Source organism: Porcincola sp. LCP21S3_C12, from assembly GCF_052118625.1.
Taxonomy (GTDB): domain Bacteria; phylum Bacillota; class Clostridia; order Lachnospirales; family Lachnospiraceae; genus Porcincola.
The window spans coordinates 74,272-90,848 of the sequence record NZ_JBQKGW010000008.1 but is presented as its reverse complement, the minus strand read 5'-3'; the positions used below and the strand labels follow the sequence as shown (position 1 = coordinate 90,848).

Sequence of the window (16,577 nt, the reverse complement as noted above, 5' to 3'; positions counted from 1 at the left end):
AGAAAGCATTAGACAAGCTCCAGAACGACCTCCATCGCTCCATCACCGCGGCGCTCTCCGATCTTGATGATGCGGGTATAGCCACCGTTCCGGCCAGCATACTTAGGAGCGATCTCCTCAAAAAGCTTTTTCGGCAGATCGATGCTCTTTGTATTTCTCTTTCTTCCGGCAGCTTCCTTCGGTACTTCTGTGACCGGATAGAGCACCTTCAGCATCTGGCGTCTTGCATGGAGTCTTGCCGGATTGTCCTTCTTGATCTCCTTCTGGACCTCGTCGTAGACGGTTCTCTTCTTTCCGTCGACAACCTCCTTGACTCTCTTTCCTTCTGCATCCTTGCGCGGAACCTTTGCGGTCACGGTCACAGTCTGGAAGTCATCCTTCTCCTTGACTGCGAGCGCAATCAGACCGTCAGCAATCTTCATGACTTCCTTAGCCTTGGACTCGGTGGTGATGATTCTTCCATGATAGAGAAGCTGGGTAACCTGGCTGCGAAGCAGAGCCTTTCTCTGAGAAGATGTTCTGCCGAGTTTTCTGTATCCTGACATGTTTTTAAATCCTCCAAACTCCTGACATGCAGGCGCGCATCCTTCGGTCTTACCGCCTGCATGTAAATCTCAGGGTCCCTTTCGGTTCCCGGGGTTTCTTATGTGAATCTTTGAATCTCTTTTGTTATACTTCCTCACTGCTGCGCAGTGAAAGTCCCATATCCTTCAGCTTGGCAAGGACTTCCTCAAGAGACTTTCTGCCCAGATTGCGAACCTTCATCATATCATCCGGTGTCTTGTTGCAAAGCTCACCGACGGTATTGATTCCGGCTCTCTTCAGGCAGTTGTATGAACGAACAGAAAGCTCAAGCTCATCAATCGTCATATCCAGCTGTCCGCCGTCTGTCTCCTGCTTTGTGTCTGTAAGGACAGGCTGCACCGGCGCATCTGAGAGATCAATGAACATCTTCAGGTGGTCGCTCAGAACCTGTGCTGCCATGCTGACCGCCTTGTCCGGTGCAAGTGTTCCATTCGTCCAGACATCAAGTGTCAGCTTGTCGTAGTCCGTATTCTGCTTGACACGGGTATTCTCAACCGTCATATTGACGCGCTCAACCGGCGTATAGATTGAGTCGACGGCGATAACACCGATCGGCATATCGTCTTTTTTGCTCTTCTCCGCGCTGACATAGCCTCTTCCGTTTGTAATCGTGAGTTCCATGTTCAGTTTGCAGTCAGATCCGCCGTTCAGATGCGCGATCACCTGATCCGGATTGACGATCTCGATATCCTGATCAGCCTCGATATCCGCGCCAGTCACAACTCCTTCCTTTGAGCAGTCGATATAAGCTGTCTTTGGCTCATCGGATGTATTGTGATTTCTGATCGCAAGGCTCTTGAGGTTGAGGATGATCTCTGTCACATCCTCCTTGACGCCCGGAATGCAGCTGAACTCATGGAGCACTCCCTCGATCTTGACCTGGCTCACAGCACTTCCCGGAAGAGAGGAGAGCATGATCCTTCGAAGAGAATTGCCGAGCGTGATGCCGTAGCCGCGCTCCAGCGGCTCCACAACAAAGCGGCCATGCTTTTTGTCGTCGGAAATCTCTGCAACTGTAATTTTAGGAACGATGAAATCGAGCAACTCAGTCCCTCCTTATATGGGTGTGTGCCTTGTTGACTTTTGCGTATCCCCGTGTAATTACTTGGAATACAGCTCGACGATCTGGACTTCATCGACCGGAACATCGATCATCTCTCTGGTCGGAAGGCTCTTGACGGTCGCCTTGAAGTTCTCAGCATCCAGCTCAAGCCATTCCGGGATGAGTCTTCCGCCGGTCGCCTCTGCGATATCCTTATATCTCTGGGAGTCTCTGCACTTTTCCTTGATCTCGACGACATCGCCTGCAGACACAAGTGCGGACGGGATGTTGACGCACTTTCCGTTCACAAGAACCTGCTTGTGGTCGACAATCTGGCGAGCCTCTCTTCTTGTTCTTGCAAGGCCAAGACGGAAGATGACGTTGTCCAGTCTGGACTCCAGAAGAATCATCAGGTTCGGGCCGGTCATGCCCGGCATTCTCTCTGCCTTCTTATAGTAATTGCGGAACGGCTTCTCCGTTACGCCGTAAATGAACTTTGCCTTCTGCTTCTCGCGCAGCTGCAGGCCATACTCGCTGACCTTTCTGCGGGCGCGCTTCAGCTCTCTCTTCGACTTCTTGTCATATCCCAGAACGGTAGGTTCCATTCCGAGCGATCTGCATCTTTTCAGCACAGGTGTTCTATTGACTGCCATTTATGATCTACCTCCATATATGTTGATGGCATTTATTCAATCTGCATACCATCCCTGCAAGCCTTTCGTACCCAGACTCCGCATCCGGCTCAGAGCATAAAAGCAGGAGCCTCAGGCGGCTGCAGAGACCTCATACGGTCAGACTCTTCTTCTCTTCGGCGGACGGCATCCGTTGTGCGGAACAGGAGTCACATCGCTGATGGAGATGACCTGGAGACCATTCGCGGACAGAGCGCGGATTGCAGCCTCGCGTCCCGAACCCGGTCCCTTGACAAACACGTCGACCGACTTCAAGCCATGAACAATTGCAGCCTTGGTAGCTGTCTCAGCCGCCATCTGTGCTGCATAAGGAGTAGATTTTCTGGAGCCCTTGAAGCCCAGTCCGCCTGCACTTGCCCAGGAAAGAGCATTGCCCTCAGCATCCGTCAGCGTCACAATCGTATTGTTGAAGGATGACTGAATATGTGCCTGGCCTCTCTCTACATTCTTTCTGACACGCTTCTTAGTGACTTTCTTTACACCCTTTTTATCTGCCATTCTTTTATAAACCTGCTTTCTGATTGATCATCCGAGTCTGTTGATTACTTCTTCTTGTTGGCAACAGTGCGGCGCGGTCCCTTGCGGGTTCTCGCATTCGTCTTGGTCTTCTGGCCGCGAACCGGAAGTCCCTTTCTGTGGCGGACACCTCTGTAGCATCCGATCTCGGTCAGTCTCTTGATGTTCATCGCAGTGTCACGGCGAAGGTCGCCCTCCACCATCACTTCCATCTCATCCATCGCGCTGCGGATGTTCTCAACCTCTTCATCGGTGAGATCTCTGACACGGGTATCAGGATTGACACTCGCCTTGGCGAGAATCTTGTTGGAAGTTGTGCGGCCGATTCCGTAGATATAAGTCAGGCCGATCTCAACTCGCTTATCTCTCGGTAAGTCTACACCAGCTATACGAGCCATGTAATAAATCCTCCTAAAATGAATTGTCTTTAACTGGGACCGATGCTCTGCGTCGATCCAGCTGCTGCAATCGCAGACAGCCTTTCCGGTTCATTAAGCCGGGATTTTCATCCCTGCAAATGTGCGCGCCCTGCCTTGCGGTATTGAAATGGCGCGGGCGATATCCGCACGAATCCTGAGCCGGTATTAAGGGCAATATTCCAACGAAATAATCCTGTCCTCATGTCCGGATACACGTCAGCTCTCCGGCAGGTTTTTATCTCATCGTATATTGTCAACGCACAGTTCTGTGCGTACATACCGCTTTGGATCTGCTCAGCCCTGTCTCTGCTTGTGCTTCGGGTTCTCGCAGATAATCATGATTCTTCCTTTTCTCTTGATAACCTTGCACTTCTCGCACATCGGTTTCACAGAAGAACGAACCTTCATAATCCAGCCTCCTTTCTCGATGTCTGTTTGTTTCAGAACGATTCGGTGAAAGGGCATAAAAACCCCATGCCAGAATCAGCAGAAATTATATACCATCCCATTTACTTTTGCAAGATGTTTTTGTCTTGAGAAAAACGAATAACAAAAGAGAACCGCCCTGCTGATCAGGACGGTTCTCTGTGCTGCGGAAGATGAGACTTGAACTCACACGGTACGAATACCACAAGATCCTTAGTCTTGCTCGTCTGCCAATTCCGACACTTCCGCGAACGAATGTTATCTTACCAAAGCACAGGGTGCTTGTCAACATCTTTTTTTACATTTTCCAGGCACAATGTTCTGAATATATCTGATATTTTTTGTGTTTTCTGATATTTTCCAATGTTTCCCGAAACCATGTTTTTCTTAAAAATCTGCAGCGGGTTTCCGCATCAGCCGGCACCCTTGTAAACCAAAACGTGCCAGGCAGCATCAGCTGTCTGGCACCCTATCCAGCTTCAAGAAAGGATGACGCATCATCCCTCACCGCTGCCGGTATTTATGCAACCTTTTCCTTTGCGATGCTGACAAGTTCAGCGAAGCTCTTTGCATCGTTGACAGCCATGTCCGCCAGAACCTTGCGGTTCAGCTCAATGCCGCTCTGCTTGAGGCCGAACATAAACTTGCTGTAGGAAAGTCCGTTCAGACGTGCCGCTGCATTGATGCGGGCGATCCAGAGCTGACGGAACTGTCTCTTCTTCTGCTTGCGGCCGGCATATGCGGTGGAAAGTGCACGCATGACAGTCTGCTTTGCGACTCTGTACTGCTTGCTGCGTGCTCCTCTGTAGCCCTTTGCGAGCTTCAGGACTCTGTTATGCTTCTTTCTTGCGTTCAGTGCGCCTTTGATTCTTGCCATTCTTTTATCCTCCTGCTTTTACTCCGTTACCATACTCAATCAGTTCTCTTGAAGGAGGACAATTATAAGTACGGAAGAATCTTCTTCATGTTCGAAACATTCGTCTTGTCTGTGATGGCAGACTTGCGGAGGTTTCTCTTTCTCTTGGTCGTCTTCTTCGTCAGAATATGGCTCTTGTAAGCCTTGTTTCTCTTCAGCTTTCCGGTTCCTGTTTTCGTGAAACGCTTCGCAGCTGCTCTGCTGGTCTTCATCTTCGGCATAATTTGTTTCCTCCTTTTGATCAGTTCTTCTTTGCAGACAGAATCATCGTGAGGGTGCGTCCTTCCTGCTTGATCGTCTTGTCAACCGTGGCGATGTCTTCACAGTCCTTCGCGAAATCCTCAAGAATGTGTCTGCTGGCCTGCATGTGGGCCATCTCCCGTCCTCTGAACCTGAGTGTGACCTTCACCTTGTTCCCCTTGTCAAGGAACTTCCTGGCGGACGTCATCTTCGTGTTCATGTCGTTTACATCGATATTCGGTGAGAGACGAACCTCTTTGATCTCAACGATCTTCTGCTTCTTCCTGGCCTCTTTCTGTTTACGGACCTGCTCATAGCGGTACTTTCCGTAATCAATGATCTTGCACACAGGCGGCGTCGCCCGCGGCGCAATCTTCACGAGATCAAGTCCTGCTTCCCTGGCCTTCTCCTGCGCGTCACGCGCACTCATCAGGCCCAGCTGCTCACCGTTTTCGCCAACAAGACGAACTTCCCTGTCACGGATCTGTTCGTTAATCTGTAAATCGCTAATGGCTTTTCCCTCCTTATTCGCTGTAAACGACCATATAAACAAGAAAGCGGATAACCAGGTTATCCGCTCGCAGCTCACAGCCACCCCGCGCACTCAATCATAAGCCGGGATGAAAACATATGAACCACGGCGCGAACAAATCGGCCGGGTGAGAGTAATCCTCTGCTTTCCTGTCTCAAAACATGTTGATACTATCACTGCCCCGCATACTTGTCAAGACAGAATCAGTTTTCAGAAACTTCATGGGTTTCATGTGTTTCAGGCGCTGTTGTTTCAGGCGCTGTTGTTTCCGGCTCCGAAGCCGCATCATCCTGAAAGGCTGCTGCAGCCTTCTCAATCAGATATCTGGCGCGTTTCTTTGCGAGACCGACTCCATAGGCAGCCACGCCCGCAGCGGCTGCTGCCACAAGAAGCGCCGCTCTTCTCTCAAGTCTTGTCATGGCGAAATTCCTCCACAATCAGTGCCGCCGACTCCCGCACAACATAGTGCAGTTCCATCCACGCATCCCCCGGGGCGTCGATCCCGCTGACATCGCCATATCCGAGCTTGCGGGCAATGCGAAGCGCTCTGGCAACATGAAAATCATTGGTGACGATTCCACATCGGCCGGACGCGCATCCGGTCATCCTGTCCGAGAACAGGAGGTTCTCCCTGGTTGTCGTCGACCTGTCTTCCAGGATCAGACGGCTGTCCGGGATTCCCTTCTTCCTGAGATACCGGGCCATGCATAAAGCCTCTGTGATCTCCTCTCCGCTTCCCCTTCCGCCTGACAGGATCAGCTTTGCGGCGGGATTCTTTTCCGCTGCCCCGACGGCCTTGTCCAGCCTTCTTTTCAGGGCCCTGGACGGTTGGACACCCTTCACCTGCGCACCGAGCACGATGAGATAATCTATGCCTTCCGGATCAGGCAGATGCATGCCCGAAAGAACGGGAAGACAGAAGCCTGCCAGTGTGAGAAGCCCCGCGCACAAAAGGGACACATAGATTCTGTGAAGGACAATCGGGAACAGATCCGGGTGTGATACCGCGAGTCTGTCTCTTCCGGCTGCAAGCAGAAAGGCAGCGCCGAGTGCAATCCAGAACCATCCGAAATCCGCATCAGGTCCCGCATACACAGCGATCAGGACATAGTATCCAAGACACAGGAGCCCTGCTGCCAGCCAGCCGCCTGCTGCCCCGTTCATGTGCCTTACTCGCCTCTTGCCGCAAGCAGCTCTTCCAGCTCCTTCTGCAGCTCCGGCGTCCGGCCATGACAGAACTTGTACTTCTTTCCGCTGCCGCACGGGCACGGATCATTCCTTCCGATCTTTTTCGGCCTGACAATGGTATTCATCTTCTTAGCCTCAAGATACAGCTCCTTGCGAGTCTTCTCGTCAAAGATGGTCTTCCATTCTTCCAGGCCATACAGCCAGTCTGCCTTCGCATCGACCATGTTCTTGTAAAGAAGCACCTTGTCAAAGCCAAGGTTGACTTCCGTATCCTCTTCCATGGTCTCAATCGGATTTTTCTCCTTCAGCGAATCATTGATGCCGTCAAGGAACCCCGTCATCGTCTGAACTGTGACATCGTACTTCTGTGCCAGTTCCTTCACTGTTCCCTTCACGACATCGTCCGGTGCCTTCAGGAGCTGCTCATAGATTGCCTTTTCCTTCAGAAAATAATCGGACCAGAACTGCTGAAGCTTTTTCTTGTCAGCCTGCGTATTGTACGCCACTGCACGCCAGTCATCCAAAAGTGCCATATTGTTTCTCCTCAATCTCATCGACAAATTGTCATCTCCCGCTTTCAGGGCGGCTTTTCAGTCCCTTGTTTCCGGGGCCAGATGTACTGGGACAGTATATCGTATCAGCCATCCATTTTCAATGATATTCCAGATTGCTGTGTTTTTCGGACCGTATGTGGTACACTCTGCTCATGCAGATGCGAAGTGATTTTTCCAAGAAACACGGCTTGAGGCTGAAAGGAGCTTATACAGTATGATGAAGAAGGTAAGGCGAATTCTCGCCCTGATCGGGGCGATTCTCCTGGTCGGTATGTACCTCGCGACGATGCTGCTGGCGATATTCGGCAATGCAGACTCGAAAGGCTGGCTGATGGCATCCATCGTCATGACGGTGCTGATCCCGGTTCTTCTCTATGCCATGCAGCTGATCGCAAGGGTGTTTTCCGGCAAAAATCAGAAAGAAGCCTTCCGCAAGGCCCAGGCCGAGCAGAAGGCTTCTGAAAAAACGTCCGCGGGAAAGAAACGTGATCACGGATCCTCAGACAAGCATTGAAAGGGGAGGGGGAGGCAGCCGTCCAGAGGCAGCTGTCCGGCAGCAGCTGTCTGCCAGGGCTTACCCTTCTCTCGTGATCCCATAGGAATAGATACAGTATCCGGCGGTCTCGCTGACAAGGCGGCATCCTGCGATCTTCAGGAAGGAGGGATCTGCCTGGGCCGGATTGACAATCAGGTACTGTGTACGGGTTTTCTTCATGGCTGTCTGAAAATCCTCGGTTCCGACACCCTCTGTTTTCCCCCGGCAGACGTCAAGGATCAGTTTCCGCCTCCGGTACGCTGCAGATTTGCTTGTATATTGTATCCCCGTTGAGGTATTTCCCTCGTAGAACAGCCGCATGTTGCGGTTGAAGGTTAGGGTCACGCCGGGGTCATACTGCCGGACCTGAAATTCCAGTTCGGACGGAAAGACACATCTCGGGAGCGTGAGGACATATGTCCTTGCGCCTTTTTTCGTATTGAGGTCTATCCCTTCTGCCCGTTCTTTCCAGTAGCTGTACTGCTCAGACGCCTCGAAATCCTCATGGATGGCATCGCAGATCACCGGGATGGCGCCATGCACCTTATAGACGTTGTTCGGGAGTGCCAGATGATAGCGGACGCCCGGATTCAGTGGCATGAGCAGAATGACGCCGGCCGCCGCCAGGACGAAAACTGCTGAGCGGAACATCTTTTTCTCTGGCAGAAAAACCAGCTCCGTCAGATAAAAGGCAGCCGCCGGGATAAGCGGAAACGCCCAGAACATCCGGTAATATACGGTTGTCATCCCGAACCCCGGCACCAGCTTTCTGACCAGAAAGGGATTGTAAACCGTCAGTGCAAGCATGACCAGGAGCGTCCAGTTCATCCGTGTGACCGGGCCGGATTCATTACCCATACCGGATGAATCCGCCGCCATTTCTGCAGCATCGACTCCGTCCGCTTTCATCATCCTTCTGCTTCGAATGATTGTCAGCGCGCTGATAATCATTCCGGCTAGACAAAAAACAGCGATCTCCCAGCTCTGGCCCATGTATTTTCTGAAGCATGTCATGACAAAAGACAGGCCTTCTCCTGAGACTGTGATCCCTTCCATTCAATCGTCCTCCTCATCTATATGCTGCCAGAATGAATACCCGGCGTGAATTCAGAACGTAAATCCCGGCCCACACCAGAAATGGAAGCTCCGCCAGAAACAGACGCAGCAGCTGCTTCCACTTTTTCGAATAAACGAAAAGCGGGAGCAGTGCTGCGGCGGTCATCAAGGCCGGCACCGAGACACTCGCGGAGAAACAGACGCCCGCCAGAAGAAGAAAAAACAGATTCTCGAATACAAACCGCTGCTCCCCGGTGCCCTCAGGAACACCCCTGTAGACAGCCACGCAGGCAGCCGCTGCCAAAGGGATCACCAAATTGACGATCAGATGCTTTCCCTCAAAGGTCCTTGTGAACAGGAAGGTTCCGGGCATGTAGATGGTTGCGGAGAACAGGTTCAAAAGCAGCAGCAGGATCGTAAAGACATCCGTTTTCCGGGTCTGCAATACAGATCCCTGACCGCCCATCCGGCCAGTCTCTTCCGCCGTCAGATTTCTGTCTGTCTTCTGGGCAAACAGGACTTGTCCTAGCTTGTAATATGCAAGGCAGCTCACAAATGCATTGATCACACTCATCACGCTGCGCGCCGCGACAATCGCCGGGATATGGAACAGATCTGCGACGACCGCATTGTGAATCGGGTACAGGGCATAGGCATATCTGGGGTTGATCGCCTTCAGGAGCCGTCCATTTGTCGGATCAAAACGTCCGATGGTGTTGGTATAGAGAGCTGTCGAAGCCATTCCGACATAGAAGTCAGAATCCGCCGAATCATCCGTATAGATCAATGCGAAGAAACAGACTGCCAGCACCAGCGCGATGACGACAGCCAGCAGCCACCCATGCACTCTGATCCGGTGCTTCAGGCTGTGAAGCCTGGTAAGCCAGCTCCGGAAACAGTAGACCACCCCTCCGAGCATGAAGGCCGTTCCGATGGTCATCATGATCACTGACAGGCGGCTGAGTGAGGTCAGTGTCACCTCACAGGCCAGACAAATCACCTCAAAAAGTGAGAAATAAATCACGTATCCGAGAAGCAGCGCTCCGGACAGAGAGAAGTCCTTCTTCCCCCTCATCTTCTGAATGATTGAGCCCGTGCAGAGAAACAGAAAACAGAGCACGATGGCTGCGATTGCTGCATGCAAAGCAATTTTCATCCAAATCCTCCTGTCAATCGAGGAGAGCTGATTCACTCTGCCCTCCCTGATACGGCGACTCCGCCTTCATCTCGTGCTCCGCACTCGATGCTGTGCGGCCGCCAGGACCCATGATATCAAGCAAGCTTGCATCATGGCTTCTGGCTCGTCGCCTTCATCAAAAAAGCCCCACAGCAAAGCTGGACTGTGGGGCTTTTCTCAGGTGCTTCCCGGCTCAGACCCGGCAGCCGTATCTCACTTTTTCAGCGGACTGTCGCGGTAGATGATATCATCGCGTCCCGGGCCATTGGAAACCATCGTGATCGGATATCCGATCTGGCTTTCGATGAATTCTACATAGTTTCTGCACTTCTCCGGCAGATCCTCATACTTCTTGATGCCGCGGATGTTGCACTTCCAGCCCGGCATCTTCTTCCACACCGGCTTTGCCTTTCTCAGCGTCGGCGTCGTCGGGAAATCTGTCGTCTGTTTTCCGTCGATCTCATAGGCAACACAGACCGGAATCTCATCCAGATATCCCAGATCATCCAGGACGGTGAACGCGACATCGGTTGCGCCCTGAAGTCTGCAGCCATACCGGGAAGCCACACAGTCGTACCAGCCGACTCTTCTCGGTCTGCCGGTTGTCGCGCCGAACTCGCCGCCGTCCCCGCCTCTCCTGCGGAGCTCATCTGCCTCGTCTCCGAAGATCTCGGAGACAAACTCGCCTGCGCCGACTGCGCTTGAATATGCCTTCGAAACCGTAATGATTCTGGAAATCTCGTACGGCGCAATTCCTGCACCGATTGCCCCGTAGCCAGCCAGCGTCGGAGAAGAGGTCACCATCGGATAGATGCCCTGATCCGGATCCTTCATCGTCCCGAGCTGTCCCTCAAGAAGAATGGTCTTTCCGTCGCGGATCGCGTTCTCAAGGAAGGTCGCCGTGTCTGCCACATACGGTCTTACCATGTCTCTGTACGAATGAAGCTCTTGAAGCAGGCCCTCGTGTGTGAGCGGTTCCTTGTGGTACAGGTTCATAAGGAGCGCATTCTTGATCGGAAGGATATGGTCGATCCGGTCATTCAGGATGTCGTCATCGAACAGCTCGCAGACCTGGAACCCGATCTTTGCGTACTTATCCGAGAAAAATGGAGCAATCCCGGACTTGGTGGATCCGAAGGACCTTCCTCCAAGACGTTCCTCCTCGCACTGGTCAAACAGGATGTGGTAGCTCATCACGACCTGCGCCCTGTCGGAAATCAGCAGCTTCGGTGTCGGCACGCCCTTCGACGTGATGTCCTCAATCTCCTTCACCACGAGCGGAATATTGAGCGCAACGCCATTTCCAAGTACATTGGTGATTTCCGGATGGCAGACCCCGCTCGGCAGCGTATGGAGAGCAAACTTTCCATACTTGTTTACAATCGTGTGGCCGGCGTTCGCGCCGCCCTGATAGCGGACAACAATATCCGCCTTGTTCGCGAGGACATCTACAATCTTGCCCTTTCCCTCGTCGCCCCAGTTTGCGCCGACAACTGCCTGTACCATATTCTTTCCTCCTGTGATGATTCCCCGATTCTGAATGCGGGGAAACGCTGTGTTTGTTTATCCGCGGCAAAACCGCATGACCGGCTGAGGCTTATACCTCGATGTCCGCCTGCTCGACCACGCTGCCCGCATATTTCTGAAGCCTCGGCCGCACAATGTCTCTGAGATAGACCTCGACCTGGCGCGGTGCCCGGCCGACATACTTCTTCGGATCCATAGACTTCTCCAACTTCTCCGCATCAAGATGGAACATCGGATCCGCCGCAATCAGTTCAAGCAGGTTATTCGGCTTCCCTTCCTCCTTGACCCTGCGGCCAGCCTGCATGGACAGCTCCCGGATCCGCTCGTGCGCTTCCTGGCGGTCTCCGCCGGCCTTGACAGCGTCCATCATAATGTTTTCCGTCGCCATGAATGGCAGCTCTTCCCGCAGATGCTTCTCAATGACCTTCGGGTATACCTTCAGTCCGTCCGTGATGTTCAGGCACAGATCCAGAATTCCGTCGATGGCAAGGAAACCTTCCGCAATGGATATCCGCTTGTTCGCGGAGTCATCGAGCGTACGCTCAAACCACTGGATCGAGCTTGTAATCGCCGGGTTCAGAGCATCGCAGATGACATAGCGCGAGAGGGAACAGATGCGCTCGGAGCGCATCGGGTTTCTCTTGTACGCCATGGCGCTTGATCCGATCTGGCTCTTCTCAAAGGGCTCCTCGATCTCCTTGGCGTGCTGAAGCAGCCGGATGTCCGTTGCCATCTTGTGTGCGCTCTGGGCGATCCCTGCCAGCACGTTCAGAACCCTGGAGTCAACCTTTCTCGAATAGGTCTGCCCGGACACCGGATAGCATCCTGAGAATCCCATCTTTTCTGCAATCTTCGGATCGATCTGGTCAATCTTGTCATCATCTCCGCCAAACAGCTCCCGGAAGGATGCCTGCGTCCCCGTCGTACCCTTGCATCCGAGAAGCTTCAACGTGGAGGAAACGTACTCCAGGTCATCCAGATCCATCATGAATTCATTGATCCAGAGAGTTGCCCGCTTGCCCACTGTCGTCGGCTGCGCCGGCTGGTAGTGCGTATAGGCAAGTGTCGGAAGATCCTTGTACGCATCTGCGAATTTTGCCAGCAGATCGATGACACCCACCAGCTTATTGCGGACCAGCGCAAGGGCCTCCTTCATAATGATGATATCGGTATTGTCTCCGACATAGCAGGATGTCGCGCCAAGATGGATGATCCCCTTCGCCTTCGGGCACTGAAGGCCGTAGGCATACACATGGCTCATGACATCGTGCCGCACGACACGTTCCCGCGCCTCGGCATCCTTGTAATTGATGTCATCCTGATGCGCCCTGAGCTCTTCAATCTGCTCATCGGTAATATTCAGTCCAAGCTCTTTCTCAGTCTCCGCAAGCGCGATCCAGAGCTTTCTCCAGGTACGGAACTTTTTCTCCTGGGAAAACAGGTACTGCATCTCCCTGCTTGCATAGCGCTTGGAAAGCGGGCTTACGTAGCTGTCATATTCACTCATATCGGCCTCCTGATCCCATTACTTGTCGTAGCTTCCGCGAATATCCTCTGTCGGCGGCTGAACCGGGTAGCTTCCGGTGAAGCACCCGCTGCAGACCGGCAGCCCTCCTGTCAGCTCTGCCAGCCGGTCGATTGACAGATAAGCGAGGCTGTCCGCTCCGATGATGGAACGAATTTCCTCCACATTCCGTCCGAAGGCAATGAGCTGCTCCCTGTCCGGGATGTCGGTTCCGAAATAGCAGGGATAGAGGAACGGCGGGCTGGACACACGCATGTGAACTTCTGTCGCTCCGGCGTCCCTCAGCATCCGGACAATGCGGTCAGAAGTGGTTCCCCGGACGATGGAATCGTCCACCATGACAATTCGTTTTCCCTCAACCGCAGGCCTGAGCGGGTTCAGCTTGACCTGAACCGCCGACTCCCTGGCATGCTGCCTGGGCTTGATGAATGTACGGCCAATGTAGCTGTTCTTGTAGAATCCCTGTCCATACGGAATTCCCGACGCCATGCTGAATCCCAATGCGGCAATGTTTCCGGACTCCGGCACCCCGATGACCAGATCCGCATCCACCGGACTGTCCATCGCGAGATACTTGCCGGCAAGGATTCTTGAATTATAGACGCTGACGTGGTCAATCTCAGAATCAGGTCTTCCAAAATAAATATACTCAAACACGCATCTTGCGGTCTTGCTGGACCGGATGCAGTGGCTTCGATCTGAATGGATGCCGAACCTCGGTGAAATTGTCACAATCTCGCCAGGCTCCACATCACGCACGTACTCCGCACCGATCGCGTCGAGCGCGCAGGTTTCGGATGCCAGGATGTACGCCTTTCCCCTCTTTCCGATACAGAGCGGCCTGAAACCGAACGGATCCCGGGCCCCGATCAGCTTTCTGGGAGACATGATGACCAGGGAGTACGCTCCCTTCAGCTTGTCCATCGCCCTTGACACCGCCTCTTCAACGCTGGTGGTGTCTACCCTGGCTCTCGCGACATGGTAGGCAATGATCTCGGAATCGATTGTTGTCTGAAAGATGGCGCCGGTCCGCGCAAGCTCCCGCTTCAGCTCCGGTGCATTGACCAGGTTCCCGTTGTGTGCAAGCGCCAGCGTTCCCTTGATATAGTTAAGAACCAGCGGCTGCGCATTCTCGATGGTGCTCTGCCCGGCTGTCGAATACCGGACATGTCCGACACCAATATTGCCTTTGAGGCCCTCGAGACTCTCGGTGTTGAAATTCTCGTTCACGAGTCCCATGCCCCGCCTGCTCCGGACCACTCCCTTCGGACCGTCTGTGTCACTGACCGCAATCCCGCAGCTCTCCTGTCCTCTGTGCTGCAGGGCAAGAAGGCCATAGTATATGGTCGGCGCCACCTGTTCCTCTCCGGAGAAATCATAGATACCGAAGACACCGCATTCCTCGCGAGGGCTGTCTGAAAGCTCCTGTGTGCTGAAAATTCCAGTCTCCTTCTTATTCGTCCGTTCTTCCAAAGACCTCTCTCCTCTCAAGAAGCAAGCCTATCTGTCAGCCCGCCGGAAAAGCCCCGGCATGCGCGGTTCATTATAGAACAAAGGAATAGGACACGCAAGCCTGTGCCCTTCTGTATGAGGTGAACAAAGCTTCTGCCGCTTCGTCCAGGTCTTCATCCTCCCTTGTTCTGGAGCGCACCCGCTCCATGGCATCCATCGCCAGCTTTGCGTTCATCTTCTGCACCTCTCCTGCCCAGACCGCATCGACATCCAGCTTCCGGAGCTGCTCCTGATAGGCTTCCTGTGTCATAAAAAACGGAAGCACGCTGATGTACTTTCTCATCAGCTCTCTGGAATGCCCGAGCTGCTCACCGCTCAGAAAACATTCCGCTGCTTCCCGGAACCGGAATGCCTGCGCATAGGCGCTTCCGAGATTGTTCCAGACGGCTTCCAGAAAACCTGCGCGGAGCTTTCCCGCCGTCCCGCCGTCCAGTATCCGTCTGTAGATCGTGCAGGCCGCCGCATTTTTCCCGCAGGAAAGAAGATAGTCAGCCTTCATCTTCGCATTCTCCTCCTCCGGGCGGACCTGTGCCTCCATGAGCTTCTTCCGGACGCGTCTGAGCTCGTCCTGCTGCAGATAGCCGGTCTGTGCAAAAATCGGCATAATGAAGTAGGTTACATCATGGTCAGGCCGCTGAAGGGCGTCCCTGAGCCTGTGACCGAGCTGCCTGAGGCCAAGCTCCTCGCTGACCCAGTCTGCCAGACGCTCATTGACGATCGACTCATCAATCAGGCATAGATTGCGGTGCAGAAAAAAACAAAGCTCCTCAATCGTCCAGATTCTGATCTGCACGCTCTCAATCAGATAGGGATGCTTTGCTGTTCTGATGGTACATAGATCGAAAGCCATCGTGATTCCTCCTCTGGCATGTCCGGCATGCTCCTTTTCCGCATGGCTGCCTGCCATGCGTCAGTGTACGCCGTGCGCTGCGCTGTCTTCTGAACATCCATCACGCGATGCGGATGGTCCTGCGCCAGATTCTTCCGGAGGACGGGTACAGGCTGCCAAACCCCAGGTCCGTCACCTCCGCCTCCAGCGTCTTTGGCGCCGAAAACCACACGCTCACGCGCAGCCTGCTCGCCCGGTCCGGCCGGGCAGGAAAATGATCCAGCCTCAGGATATGCCGGGCTGCCCCGATGCCGTCGTCGCCTTCAGACAGGATTGTTACATTCTTCTCAGATTCCGGCACCACTTCCACAGTACCGTATGCCTCATACCAGTTCACGCCCGCACGGATAAGAGGTACCGTCTCCAGCCTGCCCTTCACCCGGACCTTCATGCCGATATTCACCTTCACCATGTCCACTCCCTGGAAAATGATATCCGGCATACGGATCTTTCCGCAGCGTGCCATCACACCGTAGCAGGCCCCCTTCGAGAACAGGTTCTGTCCCTGGAAGGCATGGCGGTGAAAGGTCAGATACTGGAAGGAGCGTTTTGCCCACCGGGCATCAAAGTAGCCGCCATAGAGATAGCTGGCGGTCACATTTCTCCGCTCAAACAGCTTTCCCAGAAGCTCGTACAGAAGCCTGTCCCGCTCGGCGTCCCAGTCCTCATCCGACCTGCCTGCCCGCGCCTTTTCGGAGACATCGCAGGAGGCCTCCTGTCTGAAGGATGCTGTGTGGGGGGTGGTGGTTTTATCAATATGGAGAATATATCCGTTCATCTGTCCGTCCTGCACGGACAGAAAGGCTACATCACCGTTCCACAGCTCCTTCTTCTTATTCACCACATAATAAAAAAAGCTTGTCCGAAAATCCTGAAGAAAGATGCCGCGTTCATCCACTCCGGCCTGCCGGACAACGGTCTTCAGCCGTTTTGACAGCTTCTCATCCAGATCCGGAACCGTGACGCAGATGCGGACATTATGTTTCTCAACGCCCTGCAGCTGCGGCACCATATCCAGAAGCTCCCTGATATAATCTGATGCTTTTTCAGAAGCATCCTCCCTGCTCAGCGCATTCCAGACTCCGGCCGGGACCTCCATCAGGCCATTGTCCATCTCCCCCGGAAGAGACAGTGTCTGCGGCTCCTTCAGCGCATCCCCATACCAGGTAAGCTGCGCTCCGTGCGCAGACAGCTGGAGGCCGATCAGGATTTCATTCCGATTCATCAATGCTGGTTCCTCCCTCCG

The 16,577-nt window shown here is 53.5% G+C and carries 20 protein-coding genes and 1 tRNA gene; 1 reads left to right on the top strand and 20 read right to left on the bottom strand.

Going from position 1 to position 16,577, the window contains the following annotated elements; genetic code table 11:
- Window positions 1-8: 8 nt before the first annotated feature.
- From ACTQ1N_RS06245 to ACTQ1N_RS06185, 13 genes are all read right to left on the bottom strand, one after another.
- Complete coding sequence (locus ACTQ1N_RS06245; protein WP_441955668.1) at window positions 9-545, bottom strand: bL17 family ribosomal protein; 537 nt, start codon at window positions 543-545, stop codon at window positions 9-11.
- Between the two features lie 124 nt (window positions 546-669).
- Entirely contained in the window at window positions 670-1,629 is a 960-nt protein-coding gene (locus tag ACTQ1N_RS06240) for a DNA-directed RNA polymerase subunit alpha (RefSeq protein ID WP_154521399.1), read from the bottom strand.
- Between the two features lie 57 nt (window positions 1,630-1,686).
- Entirely contained in the window at window positions 1,687-2,280 is a 594-nt protein-coding gene (gene rpsD / locus ACTQ1N_RS06235) for a 30S ribosomal protein S4 (RefSeq protein ID WP_154521402.1), read from the bottom strand.
- Window positions 2,281-2,418: 138 nt separating this feature from the next.
- Window positions 2,419-2,817, bottom strand: a complete 399-nt coding sequence (gene rpsK, locus ACTQ1N_RS06230) for a 30S ribosomal protein S11 (protein WP_154521406.1) — start codon at window positions 2,815-2,817, stop codon at window positions 2,419-2,421.
- Between the two features lie 44 nt (window positions 2,818-2,861).
- Window positions 2,862-3,233, bottom strand: coding sequence for a 30S ribosomal protein S13 (gene rpsM, locus ACTQ1N_RS06225; RefSeq protein WP_154521409.1), 372 nt, complete (start codon window positions 3,231-3,233; stop codon window positions 2,862-2,864).
- Between the two features lie 315 nt (window positions 3,234-3,548).
- Window positions 3,549-3,662 (bottom strand): 50S ribosomal protein L36, encoded by a 114-nt coding sequence (gene rpmJ, locus ACTQ1N_RS06220; protein WP_154521412.1) that lies wholly within the window; start codon window positions 3,660-3,662, stop codon window positions 3,549-3,551.
- Between the two features lie 183 nt (window positions 3,663-3,845).
- Window positions 3,846-3,929 (bottom strand) — tRNA-Leu (locus ACTQ1N_RS06215).
- Between the two features lie 271 nt (window positions 3,930-4,200).
- The gene (rplT, locus tag ACTQ1N_RS06210) at window positions 4,201-4,557 is read right to left on the bottom strand and encodes a 50S ribosomal protein L20 (RefSeq protein WP_441955663.1); all 357 of its coding nucleotides are present in this window, start codon (window positions 4,555-4,557) and stop codon (window positions 4,201-4,203) included.
- Between the two features lie 62 nt (window positions 4,558-4,619).
- A complete protein-coding gene (gene rpmI / locus ACTQ1N_RS06205) occupies window positions 4,620-4,817 on the bottom strand; it encodes a 50S ribosomal protein L35 (RefSeq protein ID WP_154521418.1) in 198 nt (65 codons plus the stop codon).
- Window positions 4,818-4,837: 20 nt separating this feature from the next.
- A complete protein-coding gene (gene infC / locus ACTQ1N_RS06200) occupies window positions 4,838-5,347 on the bottom strand; it encodes a translation initiation factor IF-3 (protein ID WP_441955711.1) in 510 nt (169 codons plus the stop codon).
- Window positions 5,348-5,571: 224 nt separating this feature from the next.
- Entirely contained in the window at window positions 5,572-5,787 is a 216-nt protein-coding gene (locus ACTQ1N_RS06195) for a hypothetical protein (protein WP_441955661.1), read from the bottom strand.
- A complete protein-coding gene (locus ACTQ1N_RS06190; RefSeq protein WP_441955659.1) occupies window positions 5,774-6,532 on the bottom strand; it encodes a YdcF family protein in 759 nt (252 codons plus the stop codon). The genes ACTQ1N_RS06195 and ACTQ1N_RS06190 overlap by 14 nt, the downstream gene beginning before the upstream one ends.
- A gap of 5 nt (window positions 6,533-6,537) precedes the next feature.
- Window positions 6,538-7,089, bottom strand: a complete 552-nt coding sequence (locus tag ACTQ1N_RS06185) for an SEC-C metal-binding domain-containing protein (RefSeq protein WP_277067176.1) — start codon at window positions 7,087-7,089, stop codon at window positions 6,538-6,540.
- A gap of 235 nt (window positions 7,090-7,324) precedes the next feature.
- On the opposite strand from ACTQ1N_RS06185, the gene ACTQ1N_RS06180 reads away from it, so the two are divergent.
- Entirely contained in the window at window positions 7,325-7,624 is a 300-nt protein-coding gene (locus ACTQ1N_RS06180; RefSeq protein ID WP_441955657.1) for a hypothetical protein, read from the top strand.
- Window positions 7,625-7,684: 60 nt separating this feature from the next.
- On the opposite strand, the gene ACTQ1N_RS06175 is transcribed toward ACTQ1N_RS06180, so the two are convergent.
- The 7 genes from ACTQ1N_RS06175 to ACTQ1N_RS06145 form a co-directional block, all read right to left on the bottom strand.
- Complete coding sequence (locus ACTQ1N_RS06175; protein ID WP_441955655.1) at window positions 7,685-8,701, bottom strand: hypothetical protein; 1,017 nt, start codon at window positions 8,699-8,701, stop codon at window positions 7,685-7,687.
- A 13-nt stretch (window positions 8,702-8,714) separates the two neighbouring features.
- Window positions 8,715-9,857 carry a DUF6077 domain-containing protein gene (locus tag ACTQ1N_RS06170; protein ID WP_441955653.1) on the bottom strand — a complete coding sequence of 381 codons (1,143 nt, stop codon included), beginning with the start codon at window positions 9,855-9,857 and terminating at the stop codon, window positions 8,715-8,717.
- Between the two features lie 234 nt (window positions 9,858-10,091).
- Entirely contained in the window at window positions 10,092-11,384 is a 1,293-nt protein-coding gene (locus ACTQ1N_RS06165; protein ID WP_441955651.1) for an adenylosuccinate synthase, read from the bottom strand.
- A gap of 91 nt (window positions 11,385-11,475) precedes the next feature.
- Entirely contained in the window at window positions 11,476-12,912 is a 1,437-nt protein-coding gene (gene purB, locus ACTQ1N_RS06160) for an adenylosuccinate lyase (protein WP_441955649.1), read from the bottom strand.
- A gap of 18 nt (window positions 12,913-12,930) precedes the next feature.
- Window positions 12,931-14,370 (bottom strand): amidophosphoribosyltransferase, encoded by a 1,440-nt coding sequence (purF, locus tag ACTQ1N_RS06155; RefSeq protein ID WP_441955709.1) that lies wholly within the window; start codon window positions 14,368-14,370, stop codon window positions 12,931-12,933.
- Window positions 14,371-14,473: 103 nt separating this feature from the next.
- Window positions 14,474-15,292 (bottom strand): hypothetical protein, encoded by an 819-nt coding sequence (locus tag ACTQ1N_RS06150; RefSeq protein WP_441955647.1) that lies wholly within the window; start codon window positions 15,290-15,292, stop codon window positions 14,474-14,476.
- A 100-nt stretch (window positions 15,293-15,392) separates the two neighbouring features.
- Complete coding sequence (locus tag ACTQ1N_RS06145) at window positions 15,393-16,556, bottom strand: DUF5716 family protein (protein WP_441955645.1); 1,164 nt, start codon at window positions 16,554-16,556, stop codon at window positions 15,393-15,395.
- Between the last annotated feature and the right edge of the window lie 21 nt (window positions 16,557-16,577).

Bases quoted from the DNA above. Each gene is read 5' to 3' on its own strand.
- ACTQ1N_RS06245 (WP_441955668.1), bottom strand. From the start codon at position 545: ATGTCAGGATACAGAAAACTCGGCAGAACATCTTCTCAGAGAAAGGCT.
- rpsD (WP_154521402.1), bottom strand. From the start codon at position 2,280: ATGGCAGTCAATAGAACACCTGTGCTGAAAAGATGCAGATCGCTCGGA.
- rpsK (WP_154521406.1), bottom strand. From the start codon at position 2,817: ATGGCAGATAAAAAGGGTGTAAAGAAAGTCACTAAGAAGCGTGTCAGA.
- rpsM (WP_154521409.1), bottom strand. From the start codon at position 3,233: ATGGCTCGTATAGCTGGTGTAGACTTACCGAGAGATAAGCGAGTTGAG.
- rpmJ (WP_154521412.1), bottom strand. From the start codon at position 3,662: ATGAAGGTTCGTTCTTCTGTGAAACCGATGTGCGAGAAGTGCAAGGTT.
- rplT (WP_441955663.1), bottom strand. From the start codon at position 4,557: ATGGCAAGAATCAAAGGCGCACTGAACGCAAGAAAGAAGCATAACAGA.
- rpmI (WP_154521418.1), bottom strand. From the start codon at position 4,817: ATGCCGAAGATGAAGACCAGCAGAGCAGCTGCGAAGCGTTTCACGAAA.
- ACTQ1N_RS06195 (WP_441955661.1), bottom strand. From the start codon at position 5,787: ATGACAAGACTTGAGAGAAGAGCGGCGCTTCTTGTGGCAGCAGCCGCT.
- ACTQ1N_RS06190 (WP_441955659.1), bottom strand. From the start codon at position 6,532: ATGAACGGGGCAGCAGGCGGCTGGCTGGCAGCAGGGCTCCTGTGTCTT.
- ACTQ1N_RS06185 (WP_277067176.1), bottom strand. From the start codon at position 7,089: ATGGCACTTTTGGATGACTGGCGTGCAGTGGCGTACAATACGCAGGCT.
- ACTQ1N_RS06180 (WP_441955657.1), top strand. From the start codon at position 7,325: ATGATGAAGAAGGTAAGGCGAATTCTCGCCCTGATCGGGGCGATTCTC.
- ACTQ1N_RS06175 (WP_441955655.1), bottom strand. From the start codon at position 8,701: ATGGAAGGGATCACAGTCTCAGGAGAAGGCCTGTCTTTTGTCATGACA.
- ACTQ1N_RS06170 (WP_441955653.1), bottom strand. From the start codon at position 9,857: ATGAAAATTGCTTTGCATGCAGCAATCGCAGCCATCGTGCTCTGTTTT.
- ACTQ1N_RS06165 (WP_441955651.1), bottom strand. From the start codon at position 11,384: ATGGTACAGGCAGTTGTCGGCGCAAACTGGGGCGACGAGGGAAAGGGC.
- purB (WP_441955649.1), bottom strand. From the start codon at position 12,912: ATGAGTGAATATGACAGCTACGTAAGCCCGCTTTCCAAGCGCTATGCA.
- ACTQ1N_RS06150 (WP_441955647.1), bottom strand. From the start codon at position 15,292: ATGGCTTTCGATCTATGTACCATCAGAACAGCAAAGCATCCCTATCTG.
- ACTQ1N_RS06145 (WP_441955645.1), bottom strand. From the start codon at position 16,556: ATGAATCGGAATGAAATCCTGATCGGCCTCCAGCTGTCTGCGCACGGA.